18 protein-coding genes are annotated in these 19337 nt (G+C 70.9%); 2 read left to right on the top strand and 16 right to left on the bottom strand.

The window, feature by feature from the left end; genetic code table 11:
* Positions 1–6 precede the first annotated feature (6 nt).
* The 15 genes from ETD83_RS16515 to ETD83_RS16440 form a co-directional block, all read right to left on the bottom strand.
* Positions 7–540 carry a flavin reductase family protein gene (locus ETD83_RS16515; RefSeq protein WP_138646017.1) on the bottom strand — a complete coding sequence of 178 codons (534 nt, stop codon included), beginning with the start codon at positions 538–540 and terminating at the stop codon, positions 7–9.
* Between the two features lie 22 nt (positions 541–562).
* Positions 563–910 (bottom strand): cupin domain-containing protein, encoded by a 348-nt coding sequence (locus tag ETD83_RS16510; protein ID WP_138646016.1) that lies wholly within the window; start codon positions 908–910, stop codon positions 563–565.
* A 17-nt stretch (positions 911–927) separates the two neighbouring features.
* Positions 928–2400 carry a 4-hydroxyphenylacetate 3-hydroxylase family protein gene (locus ETD83_RS16505; RefSeq protein ID WP_138646027.1) on the bottom strand — a complete coding sequence of 491 codons (1473 nt, stop codon included), beginning with the start codon at positions 2398–2400 and terminating at the stop codon, positions 928–930.
* Entirely contained in the window at positions 2400–3053 is a 654-nt protein-coding gene (locus ETD83_RS16500; RefSeq protein WP_138646015.1) for a DUF2848 family protein, read from the bottom strand. The genes ETD83_RS16505 and ETD83_RS16500 overlap by 1 nt, the downstream gene beginning before the upstream one ends.
* Positions 3050–3868 carry a carbon-nitrogen family hydrolase gene (locus tag ETD83_RS16495; protein WP_138646014.1) on the bottom strand — a complete coding sequence of 273 codons (819 nt, stop codon included), beginning with the start codon at positions 3866–3868 and terminating at the stop codon, positions 3050–3052. The genes ETD83_RS16500 and ETD83_RS16495 overlap by 4 nt, the downstream gene beginning before the upstream one ends.
* Positions 3865–4536, bottom strand: coding sequence for a GntR family transcriptional regulator (locus ETD83_RS16490; protein ID WP_138646013.1), 672 nt, complete (start codon positions 4534–4536; stop codon positions 3865–3867). Before ETD83_RS16490 ends, ETD83_RS16495 begins: the two co-directional genes overlap by 4 nt.
* A gap of 146 nt (positions 4537–4682) precedes the next feature.
* A complete protein-coding gene (locus tag ETD83_RS16485) occupies positions 4683–5606 on the bottom strand; it encodes a P1 family peptidase (RefSeq protein WP_138646012.1) in 924 nt (307 codons plus the stop codon).
* Positions 5607–6396: 790 nt separating this feature from the next.
* Positions 6397–7893 carry a CocE/NonD family hydrolase gene (locus tag ETD83_RS16475; RefSeq protein WP_205717711.1) on the bottom strand — a complete coding sequence of 499 codons (1497 nt, stop codon included), beginning with the start codon at positions 7891–7893 and terminating at the stop codon, positions 6397–6399.
* Complete coding sequence (locus tag ETD83_RS16470; protein ID WP_138646011.1) at positions 7890–8921, bottom strand: alpha/beta hydrolase fold domain-containing protein; 1032 nt, start codon at positions 8919–8921, stop codon at positions 7890–7892. The genes ETD83_RS16475 and ETD83_RS16470 overlap by 4 nt, the downstream gene beginning before the upstream one ends.
* Complete coding sequence (locus tag ETD83_RS16465; RefSeq protein WP_138646010.1) at positions 8918–10459, bottom strand: carboxylesterase/lipase family protein; 1542 nt, start codon at positions 10457–10459, stop codon at positions 8918–8920. The genes ETD83_RS16470 and ETD83_RS16465 overlap by 4 nt, the downstream gene beginning before the upstream one ends.
* Positions 10441–11259 (bottom strand): ABC transporter ATP-binding protein, encoded by an 819-nt coding sequence (locus tag ETD83_RS16460; protein WP_138646009.1) that lies wholly within the window; start codon positions 11257–11259, stop codon positions 10441–10443. Before ETD83_RS16460 ends, ETD83_RS16465 begins: the two co-directional genes overlap by 19 nt.
* A complete protein-coding gene (locus ETD83_RS16455) occupies positions 11256–13259 on the bottom strand; it encodes a dipeptide/oligopeptide/nickel ABC transporter permease/ATP-binding protein (RefSeq protein WP_138646008.1) in 2004 nt (667 codons plus the stop codon). The genes ETD83_RS16460 and ETD83_RS16455 overlap by 4 nt, the downstream gene beginning before the upstream one ends.
* Positions 13256–14197 (bottom strand): ABC transporter permease, encoded by a 942-nt coding sequence (locus ETD83_RS16450; protein WP_138646007.1) that lies wholly within the window; start codon positions 14195–14197, stop codon positions 13256–13258. Before ETD83_RS16450 ends, ETD83_RS16455 begins: the two co-directional genes overlap by 4 nt.
* Positions 14198–14237: 40 nt before the next feature.
* Positions 14238–15860: an ABC transporter substrate-binding protein gene (locus tag ETD83_RS16445; protein ID WP_171064244.1), complete on the bottom strand. Its 1623-nt coding sequence runs from the start codon at positions 15858–15860 to the stop codon at positions 14238–14240.
* A 157-nt stretch (positions 15861–16017) separates the two neighbouring features.
* On the bottom strand, positions 16018–17229 hold the full coding sequence (locus tag ETD83_RS16440) for an ROK family transcriptional regulator (protein WP_138646005.1): 1212 nt from the start codon (positions 17227–17229) through the stop codon (positions 16018–16020).
* 503 nt (positions 17230–17732) lie between these two features.
* Between ETD83_RS16440 and ETD83_RS45355 the strand changes: the two genes are divergently transcribed.
* Together ETD83_RS45355 and ETD83_RS16430 are read left to right on the top strand one after the other, a co-directional pair.
* Positions 17733–18368 carry a transposase gene (locus tag ETD83_RS45355; protein ID WP_268920463.1) on the top strand — a complete coding sequence of 212 codons (636 nt, stop codon included), beginning with the start codon at positions 17733–17735 and terminating at the stop codon, positions 18366–18368.
* The gene (locus ETD83_RS16430; protein WP_138646004.1) at positions 18271–18786 is read left to right on the top strand and encodes an ATP-binding protein; all 516 of its coding nucleotides are present in this window, start codon (positions 18271–18273) and stop codon (positions 18784–18786) included. Before ETD83_RS45355 ends, ETD83_RS16430 begins: the two co-directional genes overlap by 98 nt.
* A gap of 72 nt (positions 18787–18858) precedes the next feature.
* Here the strand turns inward: ETD83_RS16430 and ETD83_RS16425 are convergent, their stop codons facing one another.
* A complete protein-coding gene (locus ETD83_RS16425) occupies positions 18859–19125 on the bottom strand; it encodes a hypothetical protein (RefSeq protein ID WP_138646003.1) in 267 nt (88 codons plus the stop codon).
* Between the last annotated feature and the right edge of the window lie 212 nt (positions 19126–19337).

Genomic DNA, 19337 nt, shown 5'->3' with positions numbered 1-19337 from the left:
ACTCGGTCAGAAGAACCAGGATTGGGGCTGGTGGCCTCTGCCGGTGAAGTCGCCGAAGCGGCCGCCGAGGAAGGCCAGCGGCGGGCCGTCCCGGTCGCAGGTTCGTTCCACGGCGCCGAACACCACGACGTGGTCGCCGGCCGTGACACTGCGGTCGACGGTGCATTCGAGGTGCGCGAGCGCGTCCGGGACGACCGGGACGTCGTGGTCGCCGTAGGTCAGCGGCAGGCCGGCGAAGTGGTCCTCGCCGCGTCCGGCGAACCGCAGCGCGATGGGTTCCTGGCGGGCGGCGAGGATCGAGACCGCGAACCGTCCGGACTCGGCGACCGCGACGGCGGTGCGGGCGCGGGTGCTGAAGCAAACGAGCAGGATCGGCGGTTCCAGGGAGACCGAAGTCAGTGAGTTGAGGGTCATCCCGTGCGGGTCGCCGCGCTCGTCCAGTGCGGTGATGACGGCGACCCCGGTGGCGAAGCGGCCCATCACGCGGCGCATCCTCGCCGGATCTACGACACGGCCCATGGGGCCTGCGATTGCGGACATGGCGGTGCCTTTCGATAGGCGCTCATTGGACGCGGTAGCGGACCTCGAAAGTGAGGCATCCGTCGTCGCTGCGCCACGGCCCGTGTTCCATGCCAGGTGGGCGGCAGGCGTACATCCCGGGGGTGAACGTCTCCCCGAGCCGCAGGTCGGTGATCGATCCTTGAAGGATGTAGACCTCCTCCCAGAAGTCGTGCGTCTGGACGCCGTTGGGGGTGGTGTCGGTGCCGGGTTCGAAGCGCAGCATCCGGGTCGCGACGCCGGACACGGCGTCCGCGGCGAGGATGCGCTCGGTGAGCTGTGGGACGTCCCCCTCGCACGGTGTGAAGCCGATCTTGCCGGCGGGGAAGAACTCGTGTTCGGGTTTGGCCATGGTGATCTCCAGGCGGGTCAGGCGGCGGAGGCGCCGGTTCCGGTCTTGCCGGTGTCGGTGTAGCCGGCCAGAAAGGCGTCGACGTCCGCGATGGCCTGGTCGTAGCCGAAGTTCCGGTAGGCGTAGCCCTTCGCGACGAACGGGGCGCCGGCGTAGAACATCTCGTATTGGTGGTGGCGGCCCGCGAACTCTGATCCGATCGCGTCCCAGACGAGCTTGAACAGCTTCACCCGCTCGACGGCCTCGACCCCGGGCGACTGGACGTATCGGTCGATGTCGGCGCGGGTCGCGGGGTTGTGCAGGTCGGCGACGCTGGACGGCAGTTGCAGTACTCCCCCGCCCGCGAGGTCGCGCAGGATCGCCAGGACGCGCGGGTACAGCTCGGCCTGCAGGCCCATCGCGCCGTAGACGGCGCGGGCGTCCGGCCGCCACATGCCGTTGGCGTCGGGTGCGGCGCGGTACTCGGCGGCGAGGACGGCGGACTCGACCAGCGACGCCAGCCCGGCCAGTTCGCCGAGTTTCTCCTGGACGCCGGGGATCCGGCCGACCCCGTTGACGTCGGCGATCTTTCCGGCGAGGCCGGCGATGAAGCGCAGTTTCACGGTGAACCGGATCTGGGCCTGCCAGTTGCCGAGGACGTGCGCGCCGGTGGTGAAGAACTGGCGGCGCAGGCCGTCCACGTCCCGGTCGACGAACACCCGCTCCCAGGGCACGAAGACGTCGTCCAGGACGACGAGCGCGTCGGTCTCGTCGTAGCGCGTGGACAGCGGGTAGTCGTAGGGGCTGCCGGTGGTCGCGTACGGGCGGCGGCAGTACAGCTTCAGCCCGTCCGCCGAGACCGGGACCGTGAACCCGACCGCGAAGTCGCGGTCGTCCGGCGTCAGCGGTTTGATGCAGGAGATGAAGATCTCGTCGGCGACGGCGGCGCCGGTGGCGAGCATCTGCGCGCCGCGCACCACGATCCCGTCCGGACGCTCCTCGACGACGCCGGCCTGGATGAAGTCGCCCTCCCAGGCGTGCGCGGTCGTCGCCCGCGACACCTGCGGCGGGATGATCGCGTACGAGACGTACAGGTCCTCGGCCAGGAGCCGGCGGTGGTAGCCGGTCACGCTCGCCGAAAGGTCGCGCCGTCCGGTGGTGAACGACTCGGGGGACGAGGCGAACGCCGCGAGGAACGAGCCGACGTGGTCGGGGCTGCGTCCCACCCAGCCGTGGGTGTGCCGCGCCCACGTCTCGATCGCGTGCCGCCGCGCGGCCAGGTCGTCGCGGCTACGCGGAATCGTGAAGACCAGGTTCGCCTCCGCGCCGGTCTCCTGCGCGTGGCAGGTCATCTTGTTGGCCGGGTCGGCGGCCAGGTCGAACAGCTCGGCCATCGTCGCGGCGATCGGCGCGAACGCGGGATGGTCCGTCACGTCCGCGACGCGCTCGCCGTCGAGGTAGATCTCGCGTGCGTCCTTCAACGCGGTGAGGTACTCGGCTCCCGTGCGCATCACTGAGCCCTCCGTTCTGTCTTGTAGTCACAGGTCAGGGTGGTGCCGTCGATCGTGAGGGAGAGGCGCCAGCGGCGGCCGGGGACGAACCCGCCGTCCAGCAGGGGCAGAGTTCCGGCGAAGACGACCAGGTCGCCGTCCAGGTCGACGAACTCCGCGGCGAGCCGATCCAGCAGATCGGTGGGGGTGCGCAGCTCCGCGAGGGTGCCGGACTGATAGGGACGGCCGTCGATGCTGCATTCCACACGGACGCCGTCCCAGGCGTCGTCCTTGGGCAGTTCCACGAACCGGTGACCGACGGGTTTCGGGCAGGCGGCCTTCGCGGCCGCGACGTCGGTCCGTTCGATGTCGCGGTCGGTGTGGTCGGAGCCGACGCCGAGGTAGTGCCGCCCGGCGTGCCGGACGAGGACCGGCTCGACCTCTCCGGAGGTGTTGGCGCCGGCCACCGTGATCGCGGGATCGACGGTCAGCAGGCCGGGGTCGAGCGGGTAGAAAGCGGGGACGGTCGGGGGCTCGGGGACCCCGATCGCGGCGAGCTCCTCGATGTGGGCGCGGGTCGCCGCCTCGTTCCTTCCCGTGTATCCGGCGATGATGAGGTGCCGGGGGCGGCAGCGCAGCTCGTCCTCGCCGATCAGCAATGTCAGCTCGCTCATGAGGGAAGGACCTCCGCGGCCGCGGCGTGGATCTCTCCGAAGCGGCGCCGGTCGCGCAGGACGGGGAACTCCGCACGCGTCCGTGCCACCACGCCTGGATCGATGTCACAGCGGACGATCTCCTCGGCGCCGCCCGCCTCCGCCAGGACCGTGCCCCACGGGTCGACCACGCGGGAGGCGCCGCCGAGTTTCACCTCTCCCTGCACACCGGCCGCGTTGCAGGCCACGACCAGCATCTGCTGCTCGACCGCGCGGGCCTCGGTGAGCAGCCGCCAGTGCTGACGGCGCCGTCCGGGCCACGCGGCGGGCACCGCGACCGTTTCGGCGCCGGCGTCCAGAAGCGCCCGCCAGACCTCGGGGAAACGCAGGTCGTAGCACGTGGTGGCGCCCATCGCCCCCAGCGGGGAGTGGACCGTGCCGACACCGGCGCCCGCGGTGAGCAGTTCGGCCTCGCGGGACCGGTAGCCGAACACATGGATCTTCCGGTACGTGTGGACGACCGTCCCGGACGGGTCGATGAGTACGGCCGTGTTGTGCAGCCGCCCCTCGGGGGTCCGCTCCAGGAAGCTGCCGAGGTGCAGGAAGCAGCCCAGCTCGCGGGCCCATTCCTGGCCTGCGGCCACGGTGTCCCCGGTAAGCGGCTCGGCCAACTCGGCGTACCGGTCGAACGCGAAGTAGCCGGGGAGCCACAGCTCGGGCAGCAGCACCAGGTCGGCGCCGCGGGCGTCCGCGACCATCTGGCCGACCCGCTCCCTGCGCTGTGCGGGCGGCTCCGACCCGGGGCTCTCGACCTGGACGAGCGCGACGCGGGTCATCGGCCGTCCCAGTTCGCCACCGAGGGCAGGCGCAGGACGTTGAGCGTCGAGTCCAGGTGCGCGGCGAGGGCCTGCGCCGCCCGCAGCGGATCACCGGACCGGATCGCCTCGACGATCGCGCCGTGCTCGGCGAGCACGACCCGCGCCCGGTCCTCGGCCGCCGCGATCGCCCGCAGGCCCATCCGGACCTGCCGGTCGCGCAGCGACTCGTAGAACTCGGCCAGCACCGGGTTCCCGGCCGTCCGGACGATCGCGCGGTGGAACGCCCGGTCGCACTCGATGAATCCGACGGGGTCGTCCAGCAGGCCCTTCTGGCGGTCGACCAGCTCGGTGAGCTCGGGCGCCAGCCCCGCGGCCAGCGGCGCGGCGCGCCGCACGCACCAGTCCTCGACGAGCTCGCGGGCCTGCATGACGGCCTCGATCTCGGCGTCCGACACCGGCGGGACGAAGGCGCCCTTCTTCGGCATGATCTTCAGGAAGCCCTCGGTCTCAAGCCGGAGCAGCGCCTCCCGCACCGGGGTGCGGGACATCCCGGTCGCCTCGCACACCTCCGCCTCGGTGAGGAACGTCCCCTCCTGTCGCGGCAGCGACCCGATATGCCGCTTCAGCCACCGGTACGTGGTGTCCTGCGCACTCTCCCGAGGACGGCCTTGTTGTGTGCGACTCATAGACGCAATGTATACAACATGCCGACATGGATGCAAGGGCAACTTTCCGCAGCGCATGCGGCCACGAGGTCTCCGGGAGGCGGTTCTTTCTGATCGATGAACCATCTGCCGGAGACCTCGCTGCCTTTCGTCGCACATTGGCGTCGTCACTCGATTCGGGACCGGCCTAACGGCGGGCGAGCCCGGCGCGCCGGCGACGTCGCAGCGTCCACACCCCCGCAGCGCTGATCAGCACGGGGAATGGTGATCAGCGCGGTGGATCCGCTGGTCGGCGCGAACGGAGGGGTGGATGTGGCGCCAGCGGGACTGAGTGCGATCGGCCTAGAAGTGCCGCTGGTGGACGGGGTGCGGCGGCTGTCACAGGCGCCTGCGAACACCTGGCAGTAGGGTTGGCGGCCGCCGAGCGGCGTCGCGGCCAGGGCCGCGTGGAGGGTGGCCCGGCTGAAGCTGCTGGCGGCGGCGTCCAGCAACGCGCCGAAGGTGCCGCCGTCGGGTGCGGCGGCGGTACGGGTGCTGAGACCGAAGGTGGTGTCGCCGTCGCCCATGGTGTGGGCGGGCCGGATCGCTCGCGACAGCCCGTCGTGCGCGATCTGGGCGAGTTTCTCGGCTTGCGCGACGGTGAGTTCGGCGTTGGTGGCGACCACTCCGATGGTGGTGTTCTCGTCGAGATTGGGGTCGATCGGGCCGGAACCCGGTGCCTGTTTGGGAGTGGAGGCGGCGGTCTTGCAGCCGCGCGGCGGGCGTCGGGTGGCGCCGAACTCGTTGCCGACCTCCATGTAGAGGGTGTACCGCTCGCAGCCGGCGGCCTCGTTGTAGACCTTGCCGCCGGAGTTGAGCACCACGAGCGCGCCGACGACCAGGCCGTCGCCGAGCTGGATGCTGGCGGTACCAACGCCGCCCTTCAGGCGCATACCCGGAGGGCCGCTGGTACCGGCGCCGGTGCCCGCGCCGACGCTGCCCATGTCGACGCGTCCGGGCTTGGCGGCCTTGGCCGCCTGGTAGCCGGCGTCGAAGCCGGGGGTTTTCTCGATGCGGTCGTCGGCGTCGGCGCCCTGGCCGAGGTCGAACACGAAGGATGGGAATCGCCTGGGTGGCGCCGTAAACGGGCATCCAGATGCTGTTGCGGCGCAGCGACTTCTCGTTCCTGGCCGACAGCACGGCCGGCGTAGGCCAGCCCGGCGAGGCCGAGGAAGGTGAAGGTCGTGTAGATCTCGCCCGCCTGGAGGACCCAGGTGGTGAGCGACCCGAAGTTGCGTCCGCCGACGCTCCACTCCTCCAGATTCGCGGCGGGCCTGCGGCGGCCGAGGAGGCCGATCACGCCGATGACGACCATCCCGGCGAGCGCCACCGTGAGGATGACGGATGCAAGGCGCACGAGGGCCTCCGTAACAGTGCCGACAGGGCATCTGACCTGGGCCAGTGCCAAACAGTGCCGTTAGCATGAGACTCTGCGACGCAGATACAGAACAAACTTAAAGAAATCGTCGGAATGAGCGAATCAACGGTACGGCGCCGAATGAGCCGCCTCCTGCGGAGCAAGATCGTCAGGGCACGCTGTGAACTCGCGCAAGGCGTGTCGCCGTACCCGGTTTTCGTCACCTACCACGCCACCGTGGCGTCCGACGCCCTCGACCGGATCGGCCCGGCACTCGCCGCTATTCCCGAAGTGCGCATGTGCGCTTCGGTGACCTTACAACACAACCTCGTCATCAACGGCTGGGTCCGCTCAATTCCCGATAGTCACCGCCTGGAATCATTCATTGCCCAACGCTTTCCCGAAATGACCGTCATCGGACGGTCGCTGACCCTGGCCAACACCAAGCGCATGGGCTGGATCCTGGACGAACTGCCCGTCTCCGGTCAGGACACGCTGCGTGGGAGGAGGACGACGGTCTCCGGTAGGAGCATCGCGTCGGCCGGGACGTCGCTGTCGTCGCTTCTGGTGAGGGTCAGCCCCAGCCGCAGCCGCTCTCCGGGCGACAGTTGGAGGCAGATCGGGTAGATCTCGACCACGAGCCGCACCGGTTCGTCGTCCGGCACAGGTTCAGCCGCCTCGTGCGGGTGCCAGGGCAGGACGACCTCGCCGCCGGGCGCATGCTCGCTGCGATCCTCGTCGAGCGCGCGGTGCGATGCGCGGAGCCGCCCTTCGGTCAGTTGCCGGACGCTGCCGTCGGCCTTCACGATCGACAGTCGCGCATTGAGGTCGAAGTCGGAGCAGCCCTCGGCGGCCAGCACCGCATGCAATGCCACCGGTCCGAGCAGGCGCACCGGCTCCCGGCAGGGCTCTGAGTTGAACGTGGTCGCCTCTCCCCATAGCCGCCAACCGGAGTTCGTCGAGACGTCCACCATCAGGTGAACCTGGGTTGGGGGCGGCGGCGGCACGCCGGCGGCGGACGGCAGGATCGGCACGGTTGTCGGCTCGTCGACCGGCGCCCAGCGCCGCCAGCCGATGTCGGAGGTGGCGGGCCATCCGCCGTGAGTGTGGAACTCCTCCGTGCCAACGCACCACAAGACGGCGTTGGCCTCGGGCGTGCAGGGGTTGTCGCCGATGTCGCGCAGCCAGTAGCCGAGCCACCGCGACAGCTCCTGCCGGCGCTCCTCGGTCAGGAACGGTTCGTGGCTCCACGGGCCGATCTGCAGGCGCTTCGGGCCGGAGAGCGATCGGAACGCGCGGACCGTGCCGGCCAGGAAGTAGTCGAACCAGCCGGTTCCGAAGAAGGCGGGGGTATGGATCGACGCCAGATCGGGCGAACTGGCCCGGAAGAGCTCGCCGTCGAGCCCGGTACCGACGATGTCCCGATAGAACGCCTGCAGGATGGCCGCCTGGGCCTCCGGCCGCTGGCTGTTCAGGAACGTGCCGGCTCCCCACGCTGTGTGCGACGGGATACCACCTCGCTTCCACATGTCGCGGTAGGTGTCGGCGGGTGCGACCCACGGCGCGATGCAGCGGAGGCTCCGGGGGTCGCGTTGCGCGATCAGCAGCTGGTTCAGACCCGAGTAGGAGCCGCCGACCAGGGCGGTCCGGCCGGTGCAGAAATCGGCGGCGGCGATCCATTCCAGCAGTTCCACGCCATCGTCGATCTCACGCGGCGACAGGACACCGCTGTAGGCTCCGGTGGAGCCGCCAAAGCCGCGGACATCCGCCACGAGCACCTCGTAGCCTTCGGCGATGGGACGGGCGAGCAATTCCATGTGCATCGCCGATTCCTTGCGGTACGGGGTGATCACCACGACCGCCGGAGCCGGTGCGCCGGTCGATGACGGATAGCGGAGCACCGAAAGGCGCGCTCCGTCGCTCATCTCGACGGTGAGCAGCAGCGGCCGGGGAATCTGGCAGGAATGCGCGGTTTCCGTCAACGCGGACCCTCACCTTCGATCAATGGCGGAGCCTCTCCTACAGGGGCCTCGCCCAATTTCTCGGCGAAGAACGCCACCGCCTGCATGACCAGGGGCTCGATGTCGACGCCGAGAAAGCAGTGGTCCGCCCCGGGGACGATTGCGAGGCGGCTGTCCGCGCCGCACCCGTCGAGCGCGCGGTGCAACTGCTCGCTCTGCCCGACCGGGACCACCCGGTCCGCGGCTCCGTGCGCCAGCAGCAGAGGCGGCGCTCCGGCGTGCGCGTGGGTCACCGGACTGGCGGCCTGGGCGGCGCTCAGCGCTGCGGGGATCGCCGCACCCAGCAGGAGGCCCTCGGGCGCGTGGGCGGCGTCGTGGTCGATGACCGAGTCCGGCCCGGACTGCCCCTGCATCGTGCGGAAGTCGCTCGGCGCGTACCAGACGACTCCGGCTTGCACGGCCACCCCGGCTGCCGGCTCTCCCTCCTCGACGCCGTGCGAGGCTCCGTCGTCGTCGCCGGTGAATGGGGCGTCCGGCGCGAGGCAGGCGAGGGCCGCCAAATGGCCGCCCGCCGATTCGCCCCAAACGCCGAAGCGTGTCGCGTCGATTCCGAGTTCGCCGGAATGGCGGCGCAGCCAGCGGATCGCCGCGCGGATGTCCAGTATTTGGGCCGGGAACCGCGCCTCCCCGCTGAAGCGGTAGCTCGCGTGCGCGACGGCGAAACCAGCGTCGAGCAGGTGCTCGTCAAGGCGGGCCGCCCGCAGCGGCGGGGGCATCTCCCGGTGCGTGCCGCCGAGGTAGGCGCCACCGTGGATCCAGACGACGAGCGGGACCGGCTCAGCGCCGACCGGACGCAGCAGGTCGAGCGTCAGTTCGCGGTAGCCGGGGATCCGCGCCACCACGGCGTCCGCGTACAGGTCGTGGGGCGGTGCCGCGCCGGTGATCCGCCGGGGACGCGGCGGCAGTCCCGGTTCGCCCGGCGGCAATCCCCCCTCGCTCGGCAGGCCCGGCCGGCTCGGCGGCGGTCCTGATGCGGGTGCGCTGGTCATGCGCGGGTCCTGGTCGGAAGGTCGCGCGGGTCCTGGCCGGTGTGCAGGCTCCAGGTGCTGTCGATGTGCATGGTCGCTCTCGTTTCCGGGGTGTAGGGCTCCCAGGTCGGAATGTCGGCATGCCCGGGTTCGCCGTTCCGCGCGAAGGACGTCCACGCCAATGCCATGCGCGTGGAGACGTCGCCGCGGTCGCCGCGGTCGCCCGCGAGCGGTGACAGTTCGGCGTTGTGGAAGACGAACGGCAGGTCGAGGCTGTGCGTCGCCCCGAGCAGCCCGCCGAGGATCGGCGTCCGGTAGGCGAACTCGTAGCAGTAGACGGTCCGGCTCGCCGACAACTGCGAAGCGAGGTCGAACGCGGCCGGTGCGAAGGTCGTGTCGGTCACGATCCGGGCCAGGCGCAGCCGCGCCGGTTCGGGGCCCACCCGGTCCTGGTAGGCGGTGGCGAGGGCGTCGGCGCTGATGTCGAACCGGCCTTCCGTCCAAGCGCGCAGTTGCGAATCGGAGAACGTCGCGTATTCCGGCGCGTTGCACAGGATGAGGGAGGCGTCGTGGCTGGTGTGGCCGACGAGGACGGGAACCCCGGCGCCTTCCGGAGCGGGCGATGGGTCGAGGTGGGGTGCGAAGGACGCCTGGGCCGCGTCCAGGAGGTTCTGGTCGAGGGTGAAGCCGCCCATGACGTCTCCGGTGAGGGCGCGTTGGAGTTCGAGGAGCGCCCCGGTGTCCCAGGTGGTCAGCTCCCGCGCCCGGGACGGGCTCAGCCCGGAGAGGTGTACGGCCCTCGCGGCGAGGTCGTGGGCGGCCTCCGCGGACGTCGCCAGCGGGCCCGGCGAACTCTGGATGATCGCCTTGTGGAACAGGCCGGACGCGGACGGCATCGACATCAGGTTGCGTACCTTGTCGCCGCCGCCCGACTGGCCGAACACGGTGACGTTGCCGGGGTCGCCGCCGAAGCCGTCGATGTTGTCGCGCACCCATTCGAGGGCGAGCACGAGGTCGAGCAGCCCCGCGATCCCGGCGTGCTCGAACTCCGCGCCGAGGAGCGCGTCCAGGGCCAGGTAGCCGAAGATCCCGAGCCGGTGGTTGACGGTGACCACCACGACGTCGCCGAGCCGGGCGAGGCGGTCGCCCAGGAACATCGACTCCGATCCGGCGCCGTGCTGGTAGCCGCCGCCGTGAAGCCACACCATGACCGGCCGCCGTCCTGGCGCCGCCGCCTCCGGCGTCCAGACGTTGAGGACCAGGCAGTCCTCGCCCATCGGGACACCTTCGAGCGCCGAGCCGGTCCGCGGGTAGAGGTAGTCGATCGCCTCGACCCACGAGCCGGTCGCCGCCAGCCGGATGTCGTTCTGCGGCGCGGCGCGGCCGAAGACCGTCGCGTCGCGGACGCCGTGCCAGGGCTTCGCCGGTTCCGGCGGCCGGAACCGCGCCGAGCCGCCGGTGGGCGCGCCGTACGGGACGCCGAGGAACGACGCGACGCCACGGTGCCGGACGCCGCCGACCTTCCCGGACGTGGTGTCGGCTATGACTCGCTGCTGCATGAAGGAGCTTTCTCGTGCGGGTTGGCTTGCGCGGCCCGGGGGATCGCGGCGATGAGCCGCTTGGTGTAGTCCGCGCGGGGATGGTCGTACACCGACCGGGTGGCGCCGGACTCGACGACGGAGCCGTGGTACAGGACGACCAGCTCGTCCGCGAGGTACCGGACGACGCCGAGGTCGTGCGAGATGAAAAGGTAGGCGACGCCGAGGTCGGCCTTGAGCTCGTTGAACAAGTTGAGGATCTGCGCCTGGAGGGAGAGGTCGAGTGCGCTCACCGGCTCGTCGCAGACGATCAGCCGCGGCCGCATGACCAGGGCGCGGGCGATCGCGATGCGTTGCCGCTGGCCACCGGAGAACTCGGCCGGGTAGCGGTCCGCCGCCGTGGCCGGGAGCCCGACGCGCTCCAGCGCTTCGAGCACCCGGGCCCGGACGTCGCGCGTGCCGATGGTCCGCTGGACGCGCAGCGGTTCGCTGAGCGTCCGGCCGATCGGCTTGACCGGGTTCAGTGAGCCGTACGGGTCCTGGAACACGACCTGGATCTGGCGGCTCAGCTCCCGGCGTTCGCGCCGTCCGGCCCGGGTGATGTCGCGGCCGTCGAAAGTGATCGAGCCGCCGTCGACCGGGACCAGGCCGAGGATCGCCTTGCCGAGCGTCGATTTCCCGGAGCCGGACTCTCCGACGAGGCCGACGGTGCGTCCGTGCGCGGCGGTGAGCGAGACGCCGTCCAGCGCGGTGACCGGTCCGCCGCGCCGGCGCGGGTAGCGGACGGTGAGGTCGTCGATCGAAAGCAGCGGTTCGGTCATGGCTTGGCCTCGATCACGTGCGCGGGCTGTGCGCGCAGGCAGCGGCTGCGATGGTCGTCCGTCCCCGCCACGGCGATGGGGTGCGCGGTGCATTCGTCGGTCATGTAGGGGCAGCGCGCGGCGAAGTGGCAGCCGGGCGGCCATTCGCCCGGCGCGGGGACGCCGCCGGGCATGACGTGGAGCGGCACGCCCGGGGTGCCGAGCTGCGGGTTCGCGGCCAGCAGCCCCTCGCTGTAAGGGTGCCGCGGCGCCGTGACGATCGTCGCGGTCGGTCCTGATTCCACGACCTGGCCCGCGTACATGACCAGGGTCCGCTCGCAGAGTTCGCCCACCGCGCCCCAGTCATGGCTGATCAGCAGGATCGCCATTCCCGTCTCCCGCTGCAACGTGCGCAGCAACCGCAGGATCTCCGCCTGGACGGTGACGTCGAGCGCGGTGGTGGGCTCGTCGGCGATCAGCAGCCGGGGGCCGCCCGCGAGCGCGAGCGCGATGGCGACGCGCTGCGCCATCCCGCCGGACAGCTGATGCGGGTACATCTTCGCGACGCGCTCCGGGTCGGGCAGCCGGACCTGGCCGAGAAGTTCGACGGCCCGCCGCCGGGCCGGTGCCCGGCCGGCGCCGGTATGGACGCGGACGGCCTCGGCGATGTGGCCGCCCACGGTGAACAGCGGATCCAGGGCCGCCATCGGCTCCTGCGAGACGAACGCGATCGTCGAGCCGCGCAGCCCGGCGCGTTCGCGGCGGCCCATGGCGGTGGCGTCGGCGCCGTCGATCCGGATCGAACCGCCGGTGACGTGCGTGCCGTCCGGCAGCAGGCCGAGGACGGCGCGTCCGGTCATCGTCTTGCCGCAGCCCGACTCGCCGACGATGCCCAGCGTCTCGCCGGCCCGCAGGTCGAACGACACGTCGTCGATCACCGGCGCCGGCCGTCCGCCGGGTCCGGGGACGGCGACGGCCAGGCCATCGACGCGCAGCAGGATCGGCGGGTCGTCCGCCGGTGCGGCGTTGTCCGGCCGCCGGTCGCGCTCAGGTCCCGCCGCGGCGGCGCGGGGCGGCCGGGCGCGGGCGGCCGGGCGTGCCCACCCCTCCGCCGCCGCGTCGCGGACGCCGTCGCCGAGCAGCACCAGTGCGATCACCGTGCCAGCGACGACCGCGCCGGTCGGGACCAGCATCCAGTTCTGCTGGTTCATCGCCGCGGAGGCGTCGGCCACCATGCCGCCCCAGCTGGCCTCCGGCAGGTGCACGCCCAGCCCGAGGAAGTTCAGCCCGGTCTCGGTGAGCAGGGCGGTCGCGGCGACGAGCGACAGGTTGACGAGGACGGGGCCGGTGATGCGCGGCAGCACGTGCCGCAGCGCGATGGCGAGCCGGCCGAACCCGTACACGCGGGCGGCGGCGACGTACGGCTCCCCCGCCACGGTCAGCGCCGCGGCGCGGACGACGCGGACGAGGCCGGGCGCGGTGAGCACGCCGAGCGCGGCCATCGCGGCGAGGAGCTCCTGGTCGAAGGTGGCCAGCACCATCAGCAGCACCACGATCGCCGGGATGGACATGAGCAGGTCGACCAGCGGTGACACGATCCGGTCCGCGCCGCCCGACAGCGCCGCCGACAGCCCGATCGGGATCGCGATGACGGCCGCGACCAGGACGGTCACGAGCACGCCGGTCAGCGCCGGACGCGCGCCGAACATCAGGCGGGAGGCGATGTCGCGTCCCAGCGAGTCCGTGCCGAGCCAGTGGTCGGCCGTCGGCGTCGCGAGGACGCGGGTGAGGTCGGCCTCCTGCGGCCCGTACGGGGCGAAGACCGGCGCGAAGATCGCGAGCACGACGACGGCGGCCAGGTAGAGCAGCGCACCCACCGCGAGCGGATGACGGAGCAGCCGCCGCGCCAGACCGGGACGCCCGGACGGCGCGATGACGGGCCCGGCGCCTGACGGGGCACCGGCGAGTTCCGCACCGGTCAGCGCGCGGGCAGCGGGCTCCGCGCCGGACGGGGCGGTCATGACGCCCGCACCCGCGGGTCGATCAGCGCGTACGCGATATCGGTCAGGAGATTGGCCGCGACGACCAGCAGCGTGAAATACACGGCGACACCTTGGATCACTGGAATGTCCTTGGAGCCGGTCGCGCTGACCGCGAGGCCGCCCAGCCCGGGAAGCCCGAAGACCTGCTCGATCACGACCGAGCCGCCGAGCGCGCCGACCAGCAGGATGCTCGACATCGTGCAGATCGGTATGGCCGCGCCCCGCAGCGCGTGCTTGAACACGACGCGCCGTTCGGGGACGCCGTTCGCCCGCAGATTGTCGATATGGGGACGGCCGAGGACGTCGAGCATCGCCTCTCTCGTCTGCTTGGCGATCGCCGTGACTCCGCCCAGGGCGAGCGCGGTGACCGGCAGCAGCAGCGACCGCGCCCACCCGTCCGGCGAGTCCGCGAACTTGACGTATCCGGTGGCCGGGAGGAGCCCGAGCCGGACGCTCAGCAGCGAGATCAGCAGCAGGCCGAGCCAGAAGCCGGGGATCGCGAGACCGCCGACGCTGAGCAGGTCGACCAGGCGTCCGGCCAGGGAGCCGGCCCTGCTGCTCGCGACGCCGAGGACGACGCCGAGCACGGTGGCGAGGACGGTCGCGCCGAGCACAAGGGAGAGCGTCACGGGCAGCCGCGTGCCCAGCGCGGTCGTGACCGGCTCCTTGTTCGTCAGTGAGGTGCCGAGCGAGCCGTGGAAGACGCCGTTGAGCCAATGCAGGTACTGCGCCCATATCGGCTCGTCGAGGTCGAGTTGCCGCCGCAGCCGCAGGACGTCCTCCTGTGTCGCCTGAAGCCCTGCCAGCTGGCTCGCGGCGTCTCCGGGAATCAGCGACTGGAGGACGAAGACCACGACCGACACCACGAACAGCAACGGCACGGACAGCAGGAGTCTGCGCATCAGAATGCGTTTCATCGGGCATTCCTTTCCTTCAGCGAAGACGCGTCGCGAAAGGTCAGTGCTTGGCCGCGGTGAAGAACACCGGGTTCGGGTCGAGGGCCCGCGGCGCGGTCGTGACGCCCTGGAGTCCGGGACGGGCGACCGTGACCTTGTCGATGCTCGCGAAGGGAACGAACCACGCCTGTTCGACGAGCACCTTTTGCAGCCGCTTGTAGATCGCCGGACGCGACTCGTCGTCTGCGGCGGCTCCGTCGCGCATCAGCTTGGTGATTTCGGGATGGGTGTTGGCGAACGGGTTGAAAAGGCTGCCGGTGTTGAGCAACTGGTCGGCCACCAGATACATCGGTAGCCCGCCGTATTCGAACATCTGGGCCTGGTACTTCTTGCCGGTGAGCCCGCTCGTGTAGGCGCTGATGCTGACCGGGACGTCGATCTTGGCTTTGACGCCGATCTTCGCCCAGTAGCCGGCGACGGCCTGGGCCGCGTCGGTCTCGCCGGGCTGGAGGTTGAAGGCCGCCATGACCAGCGAGAATCCGCCGGGATAGCCCGCCTGCTCGAGCAGGCTCTTCGCCTTGACGGGATCGTAGGGGTAGTGGCCGTTCAGGGACGGGTCGTATCCGTCCGCCTCGGGCAGGAGGATCTGGTCGCTCGGGGTGGCGTACTTTCCGAAAAGCGCGTTCGCCAGCGCCTTCCGGTCGACGGCGTAGTTCAGCGCCTGCCGGACGCGGACGTCGCCGAGCGCTTTGACCTGCGTCCCGCCGCGGTCGAGGAGCTGGATGTGGCCGAACAGGTACGGCCAGGTGCTGACGTTGAAGCCCGCCCGTTTCGCGGCGTCGGCGCCCTTGGTGTCGCTGATCATGTAGTCGACCTGCCCGGTGCGCATGGCGCCGAGGGCGGCGTTGGAGTCGGGGATGACCTTGACGACGACCTTCTTCCAGTTGATCGCCGCGCGGTTCCAGTAATTCGGGTTCGGGGTGAACACGTACGTCTGGTTGGTGACGCTTCCGCCGGTGTCGAGCACGTACTGACCGGCTCCGGCGGTCGAGGTGCCGAGCCTGTTCGGGTCCTTGAGCCCGAGCGGGCTGATCACATCGCCGATCGCGAAACCCTGGGTGAGGATGTAGGGCAGTTCGGGATTCGCCGATTTCAGCTCGATTCGCAGGCTGAGCGGTCCGGTGACGGTGACCTTTTCGAAGTTCTGGACGCGGGACGCGCCCAGACCTCCCGCCTTGGCGAAGTAGGCGAAGTAGTCCGCCACCCCTTGCGCGGTCAAGCTCGATCCGTCGGCGAACTTCACGTCCGGGCGCAGCGCCAGCTCGAACACCTTGTTGCCGGAGCCGACGAACTTCCACGCGGTCGCCAGACCGGGCGCGAGACTTCCGTCGGACTTGAGGTAGATCAGCGGGTCGTACGCGAGTTCCACCGGGATGATCAGTGGGTCCCCGTTGCCCGCCAGCGCGGGATTCAGGCTCTGCGGCGGGGCCGCGACCGCGATGGTCAGCGTCTCGGGATTCTGCCGCGCGGGCGTTCCCGCGGATCCGCCGCCCGCGCCTCCGCAGGCGGTCGCCAGCGCGGCCACGAGCAGCGCGCCGCCCAGAACGCCCGCAGGGCGCAGGACGGCCGCCGGGCGGTTACGGCGCGGCGCCGCACATCGGTGGGTCTTCGTTGTACCGACCACGATCTCTCCATACTTTGAAGGCAGTCGATGAGTTACTACGCGCACATGACCAGGCCAGATGATCCTGGCGGCGCTGTTAACTCACTGTTCGCACACCGTATGGCGCGTGCGGCGGCAACCGCAAGCTCTAAATCGATAAAGAGTTTGAACTAGGAAATCACTTCAAAGATTGAAGACAAAGGTCGGCGCCGTCGAAGGCGTACCGCGCCGCCCCGCGCGCGATGGCATGGCCGCCCAGCTCGGCCAGGACGACGCTCCCGCGCCAGTTGCGCGGGCTCGCCATCCGCCGCATCCCGCGGCTGACCGGATCCAGCAGCGCGGGGCCGGCGTCCGCCAGCTCACCGCCCAGGACGAAGCGCTCGGGCGCCAGCACCGCGACGACGTTCGCCAGCCCGCTGACGATGTCCTGCGCCGCGTCCGTGACGATCCGGCCGCAGCCCGGGTCGCCGGAGCGGGCCAGCTCGGCGAGCCGGCCGAGCGTGAGGTCGTCTCCGTGGAGGTCGGCGACGTGACTCAGCAGCGCCTCGCCGCCGACCTTCGTCTCCAGGCAGCCGCGGTTCCCACAGAGGCAGAGCCTGCCGCTGGTGTCGGTGGACGAGTGCCCGAGCTCCCCGATCCCGCCCGGCCCGCCGCGGTACAGCAACCCGCCGAGCAGTATCGCGCCGCCGACCCCCGAACTCAGATGCAGGTAGAGCACATCCCGGCAGCCGCGCGCGGCGCCCCACCGCACCTCGGCCAGCAGGGCGGCGTCACAGTCGTTGATCAGCCGGACGGGAAGGCCGGTCTCCTCGCCCAGCTCGCCCGTCACGTCGGCGCCGTACCAGGACGGATCGAACGCCGGCAGATGCCCGCCGAACCCCTCCGGGACGGTGTCCGAGACGGGGTCGATGGACACGCACAGCGCCAGCCCCACGCCGGCGAGCGGCCGCGACGACACCCCGTCCGCGGCGCGCACGGCCTCGATCAGCTCCACGATCGTCGCCCGCTCTTCGCCATAGGGGGACTCCGGGCCCCGCGGGCGCGACCGTTCGACCAGGACCGAGCCCTCGTGGTCGACCGCCGCCGCGGTGATCGCTTCGCGCGCGACCGTGACGGCCAGCGCCAGCTCCCCGGCGGCCGCGTCCAACTCGACCAGGTTGACGCTCCGGCCGTTCCGTCGTCCCTTCGAGAGTTTGACCCGACCATCCTGGACGAGTACACGGACAAGATTCGAAACGGTGGCCTCCGACAGCCCCGTCACCCTCGCGAGCTCGGACTGCGACAACGTACCGCCCTGCCGCAGTGCGGAAACGACCTTCTCCAGGTTCGTACGCCGCAACTCGGCGAGCGCCCCACCAGTTGGCGCCATGTCGCAAACCCTCTCGCTCATGTCCACAAGCTTTGAACTGACAGCGTAGCGCCAGTGCCCTTTGAGGACATGCCGCACGGAGAACCCGCGCAGCCCTTCTGAGGACAAACGGTTCGTAGCGGCGCCCTCGCGTAGGCACTACTCCTGGTACGTGCGGCTCACCAAGAGGCGAGGGCGTCGAGCGGTCCGGCGCGGCCGGCTTGCTTGACCAGCCTTCCCCAGCGCTCACAACGCCCGAGTTGGCTGCCGATCGCCTTCCCCGGCGGTAGCTCACCCGCAGGCGTACGGTGGGCCACCGCCCACCGCCACGCCCGCCGCTGGATGTCCACATCGCCGGTCCCGCCCAGCCGATCGTCGGCGTGTCACGGTGGGCGACTGAGGGGTAGCCGAAAGACTCCGGGGTTGGTGAAGTCGATCATTACCCCCGAGGTGGTCAAGTGTCGGTTCGTCCCCGGCCGGGACCGCAGATCCCAGAACTCACCGCACGTACGGCGCGTGCGAGCGATCCGTCCGGGACGGCAGCGATGTGGGTGCGCGATCACCTCGATGGGCTGTGGAGCGATGAGGACTTCACCTCTTGGTATCCGCGTGATGGACGTCCCGGCCTGTCGCCGGCGCAACTCGCCACGGTGTGCGTGCTCCGGTTCCTGCTCAACCTGTCGGACCGGCAGGCCGCCGAGGCGGTGCGGTGCCGGATCGACTTCGCCGCCGACGATCGGGCCGACCGGCTGCTGGATCCGGCGTTGGAGCGGATGCGGGCCGCGGGCTTGCTGAAACGGCGGGGCCGGCAGCGCACCGACTCCACCCACGTGCTGGCCGCCGTCCGCGGTCTCACCCGGCTGGAGCTGATCACCGAGGCCCGTGCGGCACTGGAAGAGCTCGTCCGCGACGCCTCGGCGTCCAGACTCGTCCGCGAGCGCGGCAGGCCGAGGCGCTGCGCCAGATCTTCGTGCAGCACTTCCTGGTCATCGACGGCAACGGTGACGCCGATACCACCGTGCGCCCGCGCACCGACGGCAACGGGGTCCCACCCGGCCGACCACGCATCGTCTCCCCTACGACGTGCAGGCCCGGTGGGGGTGCAGGGGCGACAAACGGTGGACCGGCTACCTGATCACCGAGTTCATCCTGCAGCTACGGCGCGCCGACCACGGCAGTGACCGGCGAACGCTGCGGCAGGCGCTGGCCGAGGGCGTGGCCGCGATGGAGGCCGAGCGGTACGTGCGAGCGCGGGAGCTGGAGCAGACCAACCAGCGGCTGCGCCAAGCCCAAGCCGGTGAACGCCGCGACGCAGCGGCGGCCCGCCAGGAACTGCAGCGGCAGCGGCAGGTCGTCGCCGACACCTCCCACGATCTGCGCAGTCCCCTCACCGGGCTGCAGACCCGCCTGCAGGAGGCGCTGACCGATCCCGACGCCGACTCCCGCCGCTTCTACCGCCGCTCCGACGCCCGCCGCGCCGACCCGCGCGGTACCGGCCTGGGCCTGGCGATCGCGCGCCAGACCGCCCAGGCCCACCACGGCACCCTGCGCATCGCCGACCGCCCCACCGGCACCTGCATGGGCTGCGCCTGCCCCTGAGCACCCCGCCCAGCTAACAGCCGATCTCAACGCCGTACCCCGGCCCTCCCCGGGCACTGGGCCAGCGGCGCCTCATTCCTGCCCGGGAGACTCCACGGACCGTCCTGTGACGGCATCCCCCAAGTCGTCGAACCAGGCAGGCTGCCCACCCAGCCCGAGCCGGCGCATCAGCCACTGGATATCGGCCTCGATGCCGCACAGATCACCTGGTCTGTGCTCGGCGGTCGCGCCATCGTCTGACCGGCCCGACGCCGACCCCGCGCCAGATCCCTCGGCCTCGGTTCGCCCCTTGAACGATCGGTACTGCACCGCACCGCCCATGCCGACCACACGCAACACCTCCGGCCGTCGCATGATCCCCGGCCGGGAGCGGCCAAGCGCTGGGGCTGCTGCACCGCTACAGCCCCCTGAACCACGACCGTGCCGCCGCCCATCGCCAGGTCCGCATCCATCAACTCGTCCAACACGCAACCCGCGAGAACCTCACCAATGGATGAGCACAGCCGTGCGGCACCGATCGACGTCTGCTACATTTCTGTCATTCCGTAAAT

Source organism: Actinomadura soli (assembly GCF_005889715.1).
GTDB classification, from domain to species: Bacteria; Actinomycetota; Actinomycetes; order Streptosporangiales; family Streptosporangiaceae; genus Spirillospora; species Spirillospora soli.
Note: the sequence above shows the minus strand (reverse complement) of the source record. Positions and strands in the feature narration are given on the sequence as shown.